General features: G+C 42.0%; 12 protein-coding genes. 3 read left to right on the top strand and 9 right to left on the bottom strand.

What is annotated here, in order from left to right; translation table 11 throughout:
* Positions 1-1162: 1162 nt before the first annotated feature.
* Entirely contained in the window at positions 1163-4138 is a 2976-nt protein-coding gene (locus RM553_RS13600; protein ID WP_311535485.1) for a DNA polymerase III subunit alpha, read from the top strand.
* A gap of 188 nt (positions 4139-4326) precedes the next feature.
* Here the strand turns inward: RM553_RS13600 and RM553_RS13595 are convergent, their stop codons facing one another.
* The 9 genes from RM553_RS13595 to RM553_RS13555 form a co-directional block, all read right to left on the bottom strand.
* The gene (locus RM553_RS13595) at positions 4327-5874 is read right to left on the bottom strand and encodes an NAD(P)/FAD-dependent oxidoreductase (RefSeq protein ID WP_311535484.1); all 1548 of its coding nucleotides are present in this window, start codon (positions 5872-5874) and stop codon (positions 4327-4329) included.
* 81 nt (positions 5875-5955) lie between these two features.
* The gene (locus RM553_RS13590) at positions 5956-6852 is read right to left on the bottom strand and encodes a YihY/virulence factor BrkB family protein (RefSeq protein WP_311535483.1); all 897 of its coding nucleotides are present in this window, start codon (positions 6850-6852) and stop codon (positions 5956-5958) included.
* 146 nt (positions 6853-6998) lie between these two features.
* Positions 6999-8018 carry an aldo/keto reductase gene (locus tag RM553_RS13585; protein WP_311535482.1) on the bottom strand — a complete coding sequence of 340 codons (1020 nt, stop codon included), beginning with the start codon at positions 8016-8018 and terminating at the stop codon, positions 6999-7001.
* Between the two features lie 105 nt (positions 8019-8123).
* Positions 8124-9170 carry a flavin-containing monooxygenase gene (locus RM553_RS13580; RefSeq protein ID WP_311535481.1) on the bottom strand — a complete coding sequence of 349 codons (1047 nt, stop codon included), beginning with the start codon at positions 9168-9170 and terminating at the stop codon, positions 8124-8126.
* Between the two features lie 100 nt (positions 9171-9270).
* Positions 9271-10548 carry a cation:proton antiporter gene (locus tag RM553_RS13575; RefSeq protein ID WP_311535480.1) on the bottom strand — a complete coding sequence of 426 codons (1278 nt, stop codon included), beginning with the start codon at positions 10546-10548 and terminating at the stop codon, positions 9271-9273.
* 153 nt (positions 10549-10701) lie between these two features.
* Complete coding sequence (locus tag RM553_RS13570; protein WP_311535479.1) at positions 10702-11379, bottom strand: hypothetical protein; 678 nt, start codon at positions 11377-11379, stop codon at positions 10702-10704.
* Between the two features lie 420 nt (positions 11380-11799).
* Positions 11800-12297 (bottom strand): DUF456 domain-containing protein, encoded by a 498-nt coding sequence (locus RM553_RS13565; protein WP_311535478.1) that lies wholly within the window; start codon positions 12295-12297, stop codon positions 11800-11802.
* Between the two features lie 29 nt (positions 12298-12326).
* Positions 12327-13103, bottom strand: a complete 777-nt coding sequence (gene otsB, locus RM553_RS13560; protein WP_311535477.1) for a trehalose-phosphatase — start codon at positions 13101-13103, stop codon at positions 12327-12329.
* Positions 13104-13157: 54 nt separating this feature from the next.
* A complete protein-coding gene (locus RM553_RS13555; protein ID WP_311535476.1) occupies positions 13158-14087 on the bottom strand; it encodes a 1-phosphofructokinase family hexose kinase in 930 nt (309 codons plus the stop codon).
* Between the two features lie 346 nt (positions 14088-14433).
* On the opposite strand from RM553_RS13555, the gene RM553_RS13550 reads away from it, so the two are divergent.
* Together RM553_RS13550 and RM553_RS13545 are read left to right on the top strand one after the other, a co-directional pair.
* The gene (locus RM553_RS13550; protein ID WP_311535475.1) at positions 14434-14796 is read left to right on the top strand and encodes a BlaI/MecI/CopY family transcriptional regulator; all 363 of its coding nucleotides are present in this window, start codon (positions 14434-14436) and stop codon (positions 14794-14796) included.
* Positions 14796-16112, top strand: coding sequence for a M56 family metallopeptidase (locus RM553_RS13545; protein WP_311535474.1), 1317 nt, complete (start codon positions 14796-14798; stop codon positions 16110-16112). Before RM553_RS13550 ends, RM553_RS13545 begins: the two co-directional genes overlap by 1 nt.
* The last annotated feature ends 14 nt before the right edge of the window (positions 16113-16126 follow it).

Genomic DNA, 16126 nt, shown 5'->3' with positions numbered 1-16126 from the left:
AAAGTTAATGAGCTAAAGAGGCAATGATTTCTTCTAAAAAATCTTCAAAAAAACTCAAAGCTCTGAACAACCAACTCCGAACTTCATTCAACCCACAACCGGCAACAATAAAAATTCAAAATTTATCATTTAAAGTTATAGAATAAGGAGAGAGGAAATCAGAATTTGTGAAACATTCAAAGCATGCTGAAGCTTAAATAAACCGGCCTATCGAAGGTTTATCGTAAAATTTGAAATGAAGGCACCGTAAAATTTTATGCTGTTTGAGCTGTGCAGATATAAGTATTTAAGAACGGTATGACAGCGAGTTCATAAAATTTAGGTGTCGAATGAAAAATTTAGATAAAACTTCGTAAGCCTTGATTTTTTGTTTCTTTTTCATCTAAGGAAAAAGAAAGAGTAAAGGCTTAAAAAGATGGGAAATGAGTAATTTAAATTAGTTCACAGCTGCGTCTCAAATTCTGTTAAACCCCGGCCTTATGTTATCTTCCCTTGAAAAATGGGATGGGCTTTTGTTACAGGTATGAAGTTAGAAATACGAGGTACGAAGTTAAAGTTAAGGATAAATGAATAATCAATAATGGAGAATGTGCAATGTGATTTGTGGATAGAAAAGGTGAAGAGTGGAAAGTGAAAAGTTCGGAGTTAAAAAAGTTAATGAGCTAAAGAGGCAATGATTTCTTCTAAAAAATCTTCAAAAAAACTCAAAGCTCTGAACAACCAACTTCGAATTTCAACCATTCAAAATTTATCATTCAAAATTAAAAAATAGTGGAGAGAGGAAAGTTTAAAGTTACCTCCCAACTTCAAACATCCCATAACAGATAACAAAATAGAGAGCGAAACAATTCAAAATTTAGAATTTATCATTTAAAATAAATCATTAAAGAGACAGGAATTAAGAACCAGGATTTTTTAACTCCGAATTTTCTTTAATCTACAACCGATAACATTTCAAAATTCATCATTCAAAATTAAAAAATAGTGGAGAGAGGAAAGTTTAAAGTTTTATCCCAACTCCCCAACTTTAAACATCCCATAACAGAAAACAGAATAGAGAGCGAAACAATTCAAAATTTAGAATTTATCATTTAAAATAAATCATTAAAGAGACAGGAATCAAGAACCAGGATTTTTAAAACCTACAACCCACAACAGAAAGATGTACCTAAACTGCCATACCTACTATTCCCTGCGCTACGGCACTTTTCCCGTGGAAGCTTTATGTGAGCTGGCGATTAAGAATAAGGTAAAGGCCCTGGCGGTGACCGATATTAACAATACTTCAGCCTGTCTGGAATTTTTAAAAATTGCTCCTGAATTTGATATTACTCCTTTGGTTGGAATCGATTTCAGGAATGGTGTGGAACAGCAGTATGTGGGAATTGCCAGAAACAATGAAGGTTTCAGGCAGCTGAATGAACACCTTTCCCATCACCTTCATGCTGGAAAAAATTTTGAAACCGAGGCTCCGCAATTGTCTGACTGTCAGATCATTTATCCTCTTGAGAAAATCCTTTCCCGGAAAAAGAAAAATTTCAGGGAAAATGAATTTATCGGGATTTCTACAGAAAGCCTTCGGAAACTGCAATTTTCGGAATATAGAAAATTAAAAGACAAACTGGTGCTGCTGCAAAGCGTCAGCTTCCGCAGTAAAAAAGATTACAACGCCCACCGGCTGCTACGGGCAATTGATAATAACACCTTGCTCAGCAAACTTCCCGAAAGTGAACAGGGATCTTTTTCCCACCAGATGCTCCCGCAGAAGAAATTAGAAGCCCAATTTGAAGAATTCCCGCACATTCTGGAAAATACCCGAAAGCTGATGCAGGCCTGCCAGGTAAGTTTTGAATTCGGGAGGGGGCAAAACAGGAATTTACGGGTCCTGGGAAAGAATAAAGGTGAAGATGAGGTACGTTTGCGTACCCGGTGTTACGAAAAACTCCCCAAGCGTTATCCCAATGCCGGGCAGGAAGTGTATGAGCGGGTGGAGAAAGAACTTTCCGCGATTATAAAACTGGGCTTTGTTTCTTATTTTTTGATCAACCTGGAAATTGTGGACTACGCGAAATCCCGAAATTATCCGGTGATAGGGCGGGGGAGCGGCGCCAATTCTATCGTGGCCTATATTATTGGCATTACCAATGTAGATCCCATTGAGCTCGATCTGTATTTTGAACGCTTTATAAATGCCAATCGCAAATCCCCTCCCGATTTCGATATCGATTTTTCCTGGAAACACCGCAACGATGTAACGGCGCATATATTTGAAACTTATAGCCATACCGCGCTTATGGGCACTTATGTAACCTTTAAACCCCGGGCGGTCGCGCGGGAGTTGGGAAAGGTTCTTGGTTTGCCCAAAGAGGAAATTGACAAGCTCTCTGCCGGATATTTTAATTATAAGGAGCTGGACGAACTGGAAAAATTGGTAATAAGATACAGTGCTTTAATTGAAGGTTTTCCCAATTACCTGAGCGTACATTCCGGCGGAATTCTTATTCTGAATGAGGACGTGCATCACTATGCCGGCACTTTTCTCCCGCCCAAAGGTTTTCGCACCATCCAGATTGATATGAATATTGCTGAAGAAGTGGGCATACATAAATTTGATATTCTGGCCCAGCGCGGACTCTCAAAAATCACCGATGCCATTGAAATTATTAAGCGCAACCAGCCAGCCGCTTGCATTGAGGATATGGAGAATGTATCGGTTTTTAAGAAAGATCCCGCAATTAACGATTTGCTGAAAGTGGGCGATTGTATGGGCGTTTTTTATGTGGAATCCCCCGCCATGCGCGGGCTGCTTACCAAACTGCAGACCGATAATTATGAAAACCTGGTGGCAGCCAGTTCGGTAATCAGGCCGGGGATTTCCAGTGCGGGCATGAAGGAGGAATTCATTAAACGCCATCGCGATCCTGAACGCAGGAAACAGGCACATCCGGTAATGTATAAAATTATGCCTGATACTTACGGGGTGATGGTGTATCAGGAAGATGTGATGAAAGTCGCTTATCGCTTTGCCGGCCTGGATTTAGATGATGCCGATGTGTTGCGGCGGGGAATGAGCGGCAAAAAAACTTCAGGAGAACAAATGCAGAAAATTGAACAAACCTTCAGGGAGAATTGCAAACAAAAAGGCTATTCCGAAGAACTTACCACAGAGGTGTGGGAGCAGATTTCGTCTTTTGCCGGGTATGCTTTTCCGAAGGGCCATTCCGCTTCCTATGCGGTAGAGAGTTACCAGAGCCTTTATTTAAAAAAGTATTTTCCGCTGGAATTTATGGTGGCCGCGCTTAATAACGGCGGGGGCTTTTACACTGTGGAAACCTATCTTCAGGAAATACGTAAATGCGGTGGTACCATTCATGCCCCCTGCATAAATAAAAGCGACCATCCTAACACCATCTACGGGAATGATATTTACCTGGGCCTTGGCTATATTAAAGAACTGGAAACAAAAGTGGTTCAGCAAATCCTGGAAAACCGGCAGTTTTTTGGAAATTTTAAATCGCTGGACGATTTTATAGACAGGGTGCATATCTCTGTGGAACAACTCAGCATTTTGCTGAAAATAAATGCCTTTAGGTTTACCGGGCTGGATAAATACCACCTGCTCTGGAAAGCGCATTTTAAACTGAGCAAAAGCAAACCAAAAGCTACCCAGGCGGTATTATTTAAGCCGAAACACAGGGATTTTGATTTGCCGGAATTTGAATTTTCCCGATTGATTGAAGCTTACGACCAGATGGAGCTGCTGGGATTTCCGCTAACCAGTCATTTCGATTTGTTGAAATTCCCAATGAAGCCCGCTGTAAAAGCTGCTCACCTTAAAAATTTTATAGGCAAGGAAATAGAGATTTACGGGAATTTGATCACCGCTAAAAAAACAGGCACGGTAAACGGGAAATACATGTATTTTGGAACTTTCTATGATGAAAATGCCGATATTTTCGATACCGTCCAGTTTCCCGATACTGCCGAAAAATATCCGCTGCGGAATAAAGGAATTTATCTCTGCCGGGGAAAAGTAGTGGAGGAGCTGGGATATATTTCTATCAGCATCAGTTGGATTTCACGGCAGGAAACCGCGCCAGATCCAAGGTTGGTTAACGGGGTAAGGCTTAAAGTTTAAAGTGGGGTTAGAGGTTGGAAATTAGAAGTTGAAAAGTGAAGTTGACAAATCAAACTGACAACTGCCAACCCACAACAAATTCCCAGCCCCGAACTTAGAATTTTCCTTCGGCCTTCCGTCCCTGTAAAGGATGGGAGCGGTTTTATTTATGTTGAATTTTGAATGTTGAATTGTTCCTGAACTCCGAACTATTTTCTCACTATCGCATCCACACAATTTATCCCGTCTATGGCTGCCGAAATAATTCCGCCTGCGTAACCCGCACCTTCGCCGCAGGGATAAAGTCCTTTTATTTGAATATGCTCTAATGTGTCAGGATCACGCGGAATGGAAACCGGAGAGGAAGTACGGCTTTCAGGTGCATGCAATACAGCTTCATTGGTATAGTAGCCTTTCATTTTTTTGCCGAACATCACAAAAGCTTTCCGTAGTCGTTTGGCGATTAGTGGAGGTAAAACTTTATTCAGATCAACACTTACAATTCCCGGCTGATAAGAGGTTTTAGGGAAATCGGCAGAGATTTTTCCTTCAACAAAATCTACCATGCGCTGCGCCGGCACGCGCTGGGTTTTGCCCGCTGCTTCCCAGCATTTTTGTTCTACCATTTTTTGAAAATCAAGACAAACAAAAGGATCACCAGGTTTAAAATTTGGCAAATCTTCAGGTTGAACGCTCACCACTATCCCCGAGTTAGAATATGGATTGTTTCGTTTGCTGGGGCTCCAGCCATTGGTGACCACTTCTTCCTGGGCAGTGGCACAGGGCGCTATAATCCCACCCGGGCACATGCAGAAAGAATATACCCCCATCCCATCTACCTGTTCTACCAGGCTGTAAGATGCCGGGGGCAGATAAGGATTTTCATCATCCCCATGATACTGGATGTGATCTATTAATTTTTGCTGATGTTCAACACGAACCCCAATAGCGAAAGGCTTGGCTTCAATTTTAATATTATTATCATGAAGCAGGTAGAAAATATCCCTGGCAGAATGGCCTGTGGCCAAAATAACTTCATCAAAAGAAAGCCACTTTTCAGCATTGATTTCTATAGCCTTAATTTGCTCTTTTTCGATCCTGAGATTGGTAAGTTTAGAGTTAAAATGTACTTCTCCACCTGCTTCAATTATCGCCTCCCGCATAGCGGTGATGATTTTCGGCAATTTGTTGGTGCCAATATGCGGGTGCGCGTCTATCAGAATATCGGCATCGGCTCCAAAATGAACAAACCACTCCAGGGCCTTTAATACGTTGCCGCGTTTTTTGGAACGGGTATAGAGTTTGCCATCGGAATAAGTGCCCGCGCCGCCTTCGCCAAAACAGTAATTGGATTCGGGGTTTACGGTGTGCTCTTTATTGATTTTAGCGAGATCGTGCCTGCGGGCGCGAACATCTTTCCCGCGTTCGAAAACCACCGGTTTTAAGCCTGCCTCTACGCAGCGCAGGGCGGCATAAAGTCCTGCCGGCCCGGCCCCAATAATGGCCACTTCCTTAGCTGCAGAAACCTGCTGTGGCCTGTACACGGGAATTTCTTCCCTCACTTCATGCTTTAGCCAGAACTCTATCTGTAAATTTAGTTTAACCGGTTTGCGGCGGGCATCTATAGAACGTTTCCGGATACGCCAGCTTTCAATTTCAGCCTTTTTAAGCTCGGCTTTTTCTAAAGCGATTTGCAGAATAATTTCCCTGTCTTCCTGCTGTTGGGGTAAAACCGAGACCTGTACCAGTTTGCTCATAAGATGCAAAGATAGTACAAAGGCACAGAGATTTTAGGAGTGGCAGTTATTCCGCAGAGAATTTTTCCGCAGAAAGGGATTTTACTTCTCCGCTTTTGTGTCGTGGCGGACGTAATTTTCGGTTTCTGAATTCAATTCAGCGCCAATAAGAATGATAAAACTGGTTAGGTAAAGCCACATAAGCAGTACCACTATAGCCGAAATGGAACCATAAACTTCCCCGTAACTCCCAAAGTTGCTCACGTAATAGGAAAATCCCCAGGAAGCAATCAACCACAGCAGGGTAGAAAGGATAGCACCGGGAACCACCCATTTGAAAGCGGGGGTATGGTGCGGCGGGGCATAACGATAAACCAGGGCAAGAAAAAAGACCACAGTCAGCGCCAATAGTAGCCAGCGCCCCCAGCCAATTAATGTACGGATAGGGCCGGGCAGCCTCAAATGGTCTACAAAGGCGGGAAAAGCCACAATAAATGCCATGCTCAAAATAATAAGAACCACGGCGCCAAAGGTAAATAGGAGGGTAAGGGCATTTTCCTTTATAAAGCCGCGGGGTTTCTCGGTGCCATAGGCGATATCTACCCCGGTGAAGAGGGATTTAGTGCCCTTGTTGGCACTCCACAGGCTAAAAATAATACCAATTGCGGTACCCCAGCCCAAAGCTTCTCCCGGGGTGGAGAGGAAACTTTCTACCTGTGCCTGCAGAATTTCGTACGCCTGTTCGGGCATCATAGAAGAAAGTTCAGCCAGCTGTCCCTGTATTTGCTGGGGATCTACGGCAAGGCCGTAAATAGAAATAAGCGCAACTATAGCGGGAAAAACAGCAAGAAAGGCATAAAACGCCACTCCTGCCGAAACAATGGAAACATTATCTTCAGCAATCTGGTCTTTCACATTTAAAACGATTTTTTTCCAGCCCGAAAATTTAATATTGGTGGGTTTCTTAATGCCTTTTATCTCTTTGTTATAATTAGCCATTTTGCTGCAGATTTATATAAACTGAAAAGGACCTTTTAAGGCCCTTTTACAGTTGTTGTTTATTAAAAATAAAGAAATTAGCTGCCTCCTGCCCTTAAACTATTGTTAAGATCGCAGCCCCGGTGAGTAATTCAAATTGAAGAATATTACAGTTGCCTGTCCTCCTTCGTGAAATCCAGCATCCATCCCGGATATTCCGCTGGCAGCTGGCTCACTTCATCAAGTTTTTGGAGTTCCTCTTCGGAAAATTCAATTTTAGAGGATTTTAAGTTCTGCTCCAGCTGGTCTGCATTTTTAGCACCTACTATTACGCTGGTTACCGCAGGTTGCTGTAGCAGCCAGGCAATGGAAAGTTGTGCGGCGGAAGCATTTTTCTCTTCAGCCATTGGCTTTAAAAGATCAAGAATATCAAACGCCCTTTCTTTATTTACAGGTGGAAAATCGAAATCATCCCTACGTCCTCCGGATTTTTTCTCATCATCCCTGCTGTATTTTCCACTAAGTAATCCTCCTGCAAGGGGGCTCCAAACCATAAGCCCAACTTTTTGGTCCTGCAGCAATGGAATTATTTCCCTTTCCAGGTCACGGCCGGCAATTGTATAGTAAGCCTGTAAAGAAGCGAATCTCTCCAAATGGTGAAATTTAGAATGATCCAGCGCCTTCATCAGCTGCCATGCGGCAACGTTGCTTGCTCCAACATAGCGCACTTTCCCGCTGCGTACCAAATCGTCAAACGCCCGCAGGGTTTCGTCTATGGGAGTTAACGGATCGTGGGAATGCATCTGGTAAAGATCTATATAATCTGTATTTAGCCTTTTCAAACTTTCTTCTACCTGGTTGATGATATGGTGCCTGGTAAGTCCCTTTTGATTTGGGCCTTCCCCCATACTGCCGCGCACTTTTGTCGCCAGGATGAGGTCCTTACGGGAAACTCCCGAATTTTTAATAGCCTTCCCGGTAATTTCTTCTGATAGGCCTTCAGAATAAACATTTGCGGTATCAATAAAATTCACGCCTTCATCTAAGGCCTGTTGCAGGAGGCTATCGGCATCTTTTTGTTCAACCCCTCCAATGTCTTTAAATCTTCCTTTGGCGCCGAAGGTCATGGTGCCAAGGCAAAGTTCTGATACTTTTAGTCCTGTGTTTCCTAATAAATTATATTTCATAGCTTAATTTTTATTTAGCTATAATTTAAAGGAATAGTAGCAGCAGGCAAAACCTTTAAAAAGACTTTAACGAAAGGAGAAGTTTTAAATTTGCTGGATTTAAAATTAGTTTTCTGAAATATGCTTAGCCAGGTATTCAGCATCTTTTTTTATTCCGCCTAAAGTGGCAGAGCCGCGGGTGTGCAGCCAGGGCAGGCCAATAAAATAAAGGTTATCTAAATTACTAATACCGCGATGATGTTTTGGATACCCGTCTTTATTGAGTTCCAGCCCCTCAATCCAGCCAAAGTTTGGGCGGTAGCCGGTGGCCCAGATGATATTATTGATATCATTCAGCTTTTTTTTCTCAGTGAAAATCAGTTTTCCTTCGGCGTTTTTAGTCTTGCCCACAGGAGTCACATTTTCCCGTTTAAGGATAGCTTTTACATCGGTACCAATAATAGGCTGCCGGCTTTTGCTGATTTTTTTGCCCAGCCAGGAGTCACGGCTAAAGCTTAAAAAGCCTGTTTTGGTAAACCACCACCAAAGCGTTTTACCTAAAATTTCCTGCGGAAGGGTCTTTACATCTGTTGCTCCTGAAAAATAAACCTGCATGCCGGTTTCAGAGACTTCATCCAGGATCTGGAAACCTGAATCTCCTCCGCCCACAACCATCGTTTTTCCCTCCTTCAGTTGTTGGGGGTTTTTGTAATAATTGCTGTGTACCTGGAAAATTTGTTCATCTAGTTTTTCGGCGAAAGGCGGCGTATAGGGAATGTGAAATGGACCGGTACCTATAATTACATTTCTTGCCCGCAAATTCCCCTGCGGACTCTTCAGCAGGAAATTGCCGTTTTCCCGGCTAATTTCAGAAATGAAGGTGTTGAATTGTATGGGAATTTTGAATTTTTCAGCATACATTTTAAAATATTCCGCGACTTCTTCTTTGGAAGGATAATGGCCTTTTGGAGCAGGAAAATCCATTCCCGGCAGGTTATTGAATTCCGAAGGAGTAAAAAGTGTAAGGGAATCCCACCGGTTAATCCAGGAGGCGCCAATCTGCTCTTCTTTATCTACCAGCAGGTAATCCCTGCCGAGTTTCTTTAAATAATATGCCATAGACAAACCTGCCTGTGCCGCCCCAATCACTATAAAATCCCTAACTTTTTCCATCAGGGCAAAAATAGGATTATTAAAACTTACTGCTAAATCTTTCAGGAACGCATTAAGAGTTCAGTTGTATTTGCCATCTTTCTGAAGATAAATGAACGGCCTATTCAGTTTCAGCAGGAATATTCTTTTGTTGCCGTTCCTTTTCGGTTTTCCTCTTAAAATACCTGATGATAGAAGGGGCCGTGAAGCCATGTATGATGATGGATATAAGAATAATATAAGCGGTAATGGCGTAAAGTTCATTTTTAAATTCAAAGCCATCAAACTGCACAAACGCCCAGGATAAATAAAAAACAGAACCTATGCCGCGAATTCCTAAAAAACTGATGGCCAGTTTCTCTTTAAAACTTTCCCGTTTTCCCCAAACAATGGCAATCATTCCTGCCAGTGGTCTCACCAAAAGCACAAAAATAAGGGCGAAAACTATCGCTCTCCAATCGGTTAAGGTTAGCATTCCGTTTAAGATGGAGCCGCCAAACAGGATAATCCAAACCACCAGCAAGAATCTTTCAACCTCATGCACAAAATCGTGCATTTTTTGCTTGTAATCCCCACTTACTTTTTCGTAGTAACGCAGGCTTAGCCCGGCAAAAAATACGGCAAGAAAACCGTAGCCGTGCAGGAGTTCACTCAGGCCATAGGTCATAAAAGTAAGGGAAAGAGCCAGGAAGCCGTCAAAAGTTTTAATACCGGTAAGCCTGTGGAAACCTATTAGCAAAAGTCCTGTCCCGCGGCCAATAAGCAATCCAACAATTATCCCGATTACAATTTTTAAAAGGAGTTTATCCCATAGCCATTCCGTGAAATTAAAAGCTGCCCAGCTTCCTGCCTGCGCTACAAGAACGGCCAGGTAAGAAAAAGGGAAGGCCATACCATCGTTAAGGCCGGCTTCTGCGGTTAAGGCGAATCTTATTTTCCCTTTGTATTTTTTCTCCCTGTCCGGATCGTCAAGCTGAACATCGGCAGCAAGAACGGGATCTGTAGGTGCCAGCACGGCCGCCAGTAAAAGAGAGGAAGGCAGGCTTAGCAGCAGAAAATACTTTCCCAGAAAATATGAGCAGCCCATACAGATGGGCATGGTTACAAAAACTAACAGGAGTGGGCGCTTCCACGACTTCCAGTTATATTTTGTACCAATTTTAAGACCTGCACCCATTAGGGAAATAATCACAATGGCTTCAGAAAAATACATCAATCCACGGTCTGCCCACAGTGGATCTGGCCAGGGTAATGGTATATCTGCCGCAAATAGAAGGAAACCAATTAAGATAAGGATTATAGGAGAACTTACTTTGATTTTTTTGGAAACAGAAGGCAGCCAGGCCATTATTAAAGTTGCCAGGCCCAGTCCCGCTAAAATAAGGTAGTGATCTTTCATAGAGAATACTTAAAGCGGAATTTACTCTTTCTGGTGCTGCCGTTCAAATATTTTGCAAAAGCATAACATATTAAAGGCAGCCTGTTCATAAAAAAGCCGTCCTCAGTAGGGTGAAGACGGCCGGTGTTCCTAATTTAAGTTTTAGCCGGATAGCTATTGGTTGGTACTTATAGTATCTATATCTGTACTGTAACGTGCAGTATCCAGACCTGAAGGGGACATTGGGGTGCTGTTTATTTCAGAATCCATGTCCCGCAGGATATCGGCGGCTTTGGTAAAAAACCCGCCAAGGAAAAGGTTGCGCTCATCTTCAGAGCTATTTACAGAAAGTTCATCCAGATCCGATCGTAATTCTGCCACATCATCTTCCAGCCTTGGAAATTGATCTCTTTGAATAGCCTGTAGATTGTCTACCACTACTTTTCCGGTTTGTTTAATACTATCCAGCTGTTTTTCGGGATCCCACTGGCTGATACTTTCCATTTCGGAGCCGGGAGTATGGTTCAATTCTATTGTTTTTTCTTCCACGGCTTCCAGAAGCAGCATCATAGCTTTTTGTTGTGAACGGGGGTCGTTTCCCAGGAGGTTATCGTCACTACCTCTGTCTACGTAACTAAGGTATTCTCCCACCGCATTCTGTGGATAATCATTTTCGGCATAATCGCGGGTCTCGTACTGCTCGATTTGTTCAATATTGTCTTCTTCTGTAACATCATCATCCACATCGTTATCGGCCCATACAAAAAAGTAGAGCAACGCCAGGATGATAATTATTATTAGCAATACCCATGGCCATACGGGTTTTTTCTTTTCAACATGTATTTCTGCCATAATTCTTTCTTTTTTTGGTTTATAGCTGTGCTTGTTGAATAAAATTAAGGAAAATAGCAAAGGAGTGGAATTAAAGCACTAATAAAGAAAAGCAAAGATATGTTAATTGTGTAAAAGGAAACCTGCTTGTAATCAGTATCTTCAGGCTAATGAATAGAGAGGTGTTAATGATCAATATGAACTTTGAGAAAGTGTCACTTCAGAACAGTAATTAGTTCAAATTGGCAGGATTTGTGAGTAGAAATTGATAGGCCAGGTAATAGTAGTAACCGAAGCCCTTTTCCTCAGCTGAAAAGCTTTCAGTGTCTGTTGAAGAAGTAAAATTGCAATGATGATATAAAGAGGTAGTAATTAAAATTTTTAGTTCACAGAAAAAATTGGCTTACTGCCTGTAAACCCGCTAAAGAAATTTGGCGGGTTTTAAAATATAAGCTCTCTATAGTCCCAGCACTTAAAAAGAAAGAGAGTAAGAAAAACCAAACTGACCATAAATTCCATAAAACTGGAGGCGAGGAAGCCTATAAAAGAACCAAAAGCCGCTTTCAGGGCAGATTTAGAATCAGTTTTATTAATCATTTCGCCTATAAAAGCCCCCACGAAGGGACCAATTAAAATAGCAAAAGGGGCTGGAGTAAAAATTCCCGCTATTAAACCAATAGTAGCGCCAATCATTCCGGCTTTGGTGCCGCCAAACCTTTTTGTGCCTATTGCCGGGATAATTAGCTGTAAAACATAGACAAGAATGGCAAAGGCAAGGCTTATCCCCAGGAACCAGTAGTTAACGGGTACCGAGGGCGCAAGGTAGAATAGCAGCAGGCCTGCCCAGCTTAAGGGTACACCCGGAAGAACAGGAAGAATGCTGCCTAAAATGCCAAGCAGCATAAAAAAAGCCGCAATACTAAAGAAGATAATATCCATTTGAATCGGGTGAAGTAAGACGTGGTTTTTTATTGCAACAATAGTTCAAAAAATTGTTTTACCTCGTCAAGATCCTTCAGGGCATAATCTGCCGAGGTTTCATGCCCATGATCCCCAACCAGGATGCCAAGCCCGTGTTGTACATACTTAAAAGCATCTTCATCGGTTACATCATCTCCTATATAGACGGAATAATCCTGATCCTTTTCTCCCAGTTGTGTTTTTAGGAATTCCACTGCTTTACCTTTGTGCCAGTCTATAGAAGGACGTATTTCAATCACTTTTTTTCCGTCAGCTTTCTTGAGCTCGGGGTACTTTTTAAGGACTGTGGCCACGCGCTGGTGAACCTCATCTGTCATTTCTTCTTTAACCTGGCGGTAGTGTATGGCAAGGGTGAATTTTTTTCGTTCAAAATCAACACCATTTATATCCTTAAGTTCCTTACGAAGCGAAGTTTCTATTTCATCAAATTGGGGCAATACTTTTTGTGCCTCGTCATTCTCTTTAAGAAAATTTCCGGGACCTGAAATTTCAAAGCCATGGCTTCCGGCATAATAAAGCTCTGGAATATTCACTCTCTGGCTCACATCCTTCATCCCACGTCCACTTACCACGGCGGTTGGATATTTTTTTGAAAGCCGAAGCACGAGGTCGCGCATTTCTGCTGAAATAGCCGCGTCTTCATGATGCTCTACAATTGGGGCAAGCGTCCCGTCAAAATCCAGGAACAGCAAAGGCTTTATTTGATTGAATTTTTCCCTTAGTTCTTTCCCGTGTTCTAGGGCAGAAGGCAATTGGTGTGACATGTTCTGTATTTTTATTTCAACGTTGACATTTGGTCTCTTTCAAGATAAGAAAAATCAGGAAGCACTGAGTTCTTTATAAAATTTTTCGGCATCTTCCTTTTGCAGTAATTCTGTTCCCGGGGAAATTAAGGTGGCACTGCCGCAGGCAAGGCCGAATTTTACGGCTTCTTCCAAAGATTTTCCGGCGGCCAGGCTATACATTAAACCGCCCACCATACTATCCCCGGCCCCAATGGAACTGTTGGGTTTTACCTTAGGTGCGGCAAAATGTGTTACAGCTTCTCTGGTTGCTAAAAATGCCCCGTCCGGGCCAAGGGAATGTACGATGATTTCCAGGGAATATTTCTGAATTACCTCCTGCAGCATTTCTTTTCGATCTTCCATGCTTTCGGCTTTTCTGCCGCTAAGATCTTCCAGCTCGTCAAGGTTTGGTTTTACCAAATAAGCGCCTTCCTTTAAACCGGCAGCCAGAGCTTTACCTGAAGTATCCAGCACAAATTTCATGTTCTTGCGTTGTGCAATTTTTGCAACCTGCGAATAAAAATCTTCCGGTACGCCGGGAGGAAGGCTTCCGCTTGCCACCAGGAACTCCGCTTCAGGCAGATTTTCAAGTTTTTCAAGAAGCGCGTGAAATTCGGATTCCAGTAGTTCTTCCCCGGGAAAACCAATCCGGTAGAGGTCGCCCGTGGCATCTTCGTGGATGGCAAAACTTTGCCGCATCTCGTTTTTAACCTCCACAGCTTCCAGGTCTATATTTTCCTTTTTAAGGAGTCCGGTAAAGATTTTTCCTGTAAATCCGCCACAGGTGTAAATGGCTTTGGTATCCCCGCCCAGGCGTTTTATCACACGCGAAACGTTTATACCGCCGCCGCCGGGATCTTTTTTAGGGGAATTAGAGCGCATTTTCTTTTCAGGTTCCACTTTATCTAGATGCGTGTAAATATCCAGCGCTGGATTTACAGTTAAGGTGATTATTTTTTTCATGCTTTGCGACGTCTTTTCTTCTGAAAATGCTTCAGATGATTTCCTTAAAATTACTTGTTCTTCTTCGGAATTTGTGCATACTCAGCAGATTTGGAATTTATTTAACAGAATTAAACTGCCTTGCGATTCAGGTAATGTATTAATGGGGAAAGCGCTATGGTGGTGCGCCTGCAGGGAATGTTTAAGCTGCTGTAAACCATATTTATTTCAATTTTATAACTAATACATTAGTTTAAACTAAATATTTAGTTTATATTTGAGGTGTAGTTCTTTAAAAAGCTAAAGGCCTTAGCTGAAAATTTTAAAACTGATTTCCCTTAAAAGTGGAAATTTCAACGCTGTAAACATGAAACAATTAACAAAAGCAGAAGAAGAGATCATGCAGGTGCTATGGAAATTGGGAGAAGCAAATGTTGCTTCTGTAATTGAAGAATTACCAGATCCAAAACCAGCATATAATACGGTTTCCACCATTGTAAGGATCCTGGAGAACAAAGAATTTGTAGATCACCGGCAGCAGGGGAAAGGTTATATCTATTTTCCGGTGGTGGAAAAGGAAACCTATAGCAGCCAGAGCATGAATAAGCTTATTAACAACTATTTCAACGGTTCTTTTAAAAGTATGCTTTCCTTTTTTATGAAGAAAAATGAAATTGACACTAAAGACCTTGAAGCGATTTTAAAGGAAATCAATAAAAAAGAAGACTAATGTTGCATTATGTACTTGAAATAATCATTTTCCAGCTTGGTTTTTTGCTGATGTACGAATTGCTTCTGAAGAAGGAAACTTTCTTTAGTTATAACAGATGGTATCTTTTACTAACACCTGTACTCGCCATGCTGTTGCCGTTGCTAAAATTAGAATTCCTGACAGAAGCGGTTCCTGCCGATAGAATAATGCTTCCCGGGGTAATCCTGGGAAATGATGGGGTGACGGCTGGAAATTCTCCGGTTGCAACCAACGAGCATCATATTTTTCAGGTAAACTGGTGGTTGGCTATTTATGCCGGCGGCGCTTTGGTTAGTACTTATTTGTTTCTGAAGAAATTCAGCGATTTAAACAGGTTGTTCCGGTTCAGGAAAATTTCAGAAGAAAAAGATTTCAAAATCATTGAAATTCCCAATTCCCGGCTGGCCTGTACCTTTTTTCACACCATTTTCCTGGGCGACCAGCTTTCCGAAGAAGAAAAACAGCAAATCCTGCCGCATGAGCTGGCGCATGTAAAACAAAACCACAGCGCCGATCTTTTGTATTTTGAAATCATGAAGATTTTGTTCTGGTTTAATCCGCTAATTTATATCTATCAAACCAGGATTGCCGGGCTTCATGAGTTTCTGGCAGACGAGGAAGTGATAAAAACCACCGAAAAAAAGACATATTACCAACAACTGCTGAACTCGGCATTCAGCACCCGAAATATCCCATTTATCAATCAATTTTTTAGTCATTCATTACTCAAAAAACGAATTATTATGTTGAAAAGGTCAAAATCAAAAGCTATAGCCAAAGCAAGATACTCTATCCTTATTCCATTAATGCTGCTCATGCTCACTTATGTGGCTTATGCGGAAAAAGGGATTATGCATAGCCAGGATACCACAGAAATAAAACAGGCCAAGGCAAGCCATCCAAAACCACAATTATCACCCATTCCCTTTGCCGTGGTAGATGAGGTGCCTGTTTTTACCGGATGTGAAGAATTAACTTCTAATGATGAACGGAAAAAATGCACGACCGAAAAAATTACGGCTTTTGTGGCAGATAATTTTAATAAAGAGGCACTGCGTGAATATAGCAGCTTAAATGATAACCGCATTGTGGTGCAATTTAAAATCGACAAAACCGGAAAAGTTACTGATGTACGGTCAAGGGCGGTAACTCCCGGCCTTGAGCCTGAAGCACGAAAAATGCAACAACAGGAGGCAGAGCGGGTAATTTTGGCTATACCAAAAATGAAGCCTGGTAAACAAAAAGGCGAAACAGTGGGCGTGATGTACTCCCTGCCCATTGTCTTCAAAATTTAAATTTATCCTTAAAC

Origin of the sequence: Autumnicola tepida, assembly GCF_031846485.1 — a bacterium.
Classification (GTDB): domain Bacteria; phylum Bacteroidota; class Bacteroidia; order Flavobacteriales; family Flavobacteriaceae; genus Autumnicola; species Autumnicola tepida.
The sequence above is the reverse complement of the archived record's forward strand: the minus strand, read 5'-3'. Positions and strand labels throughout refer to the sequence as shown.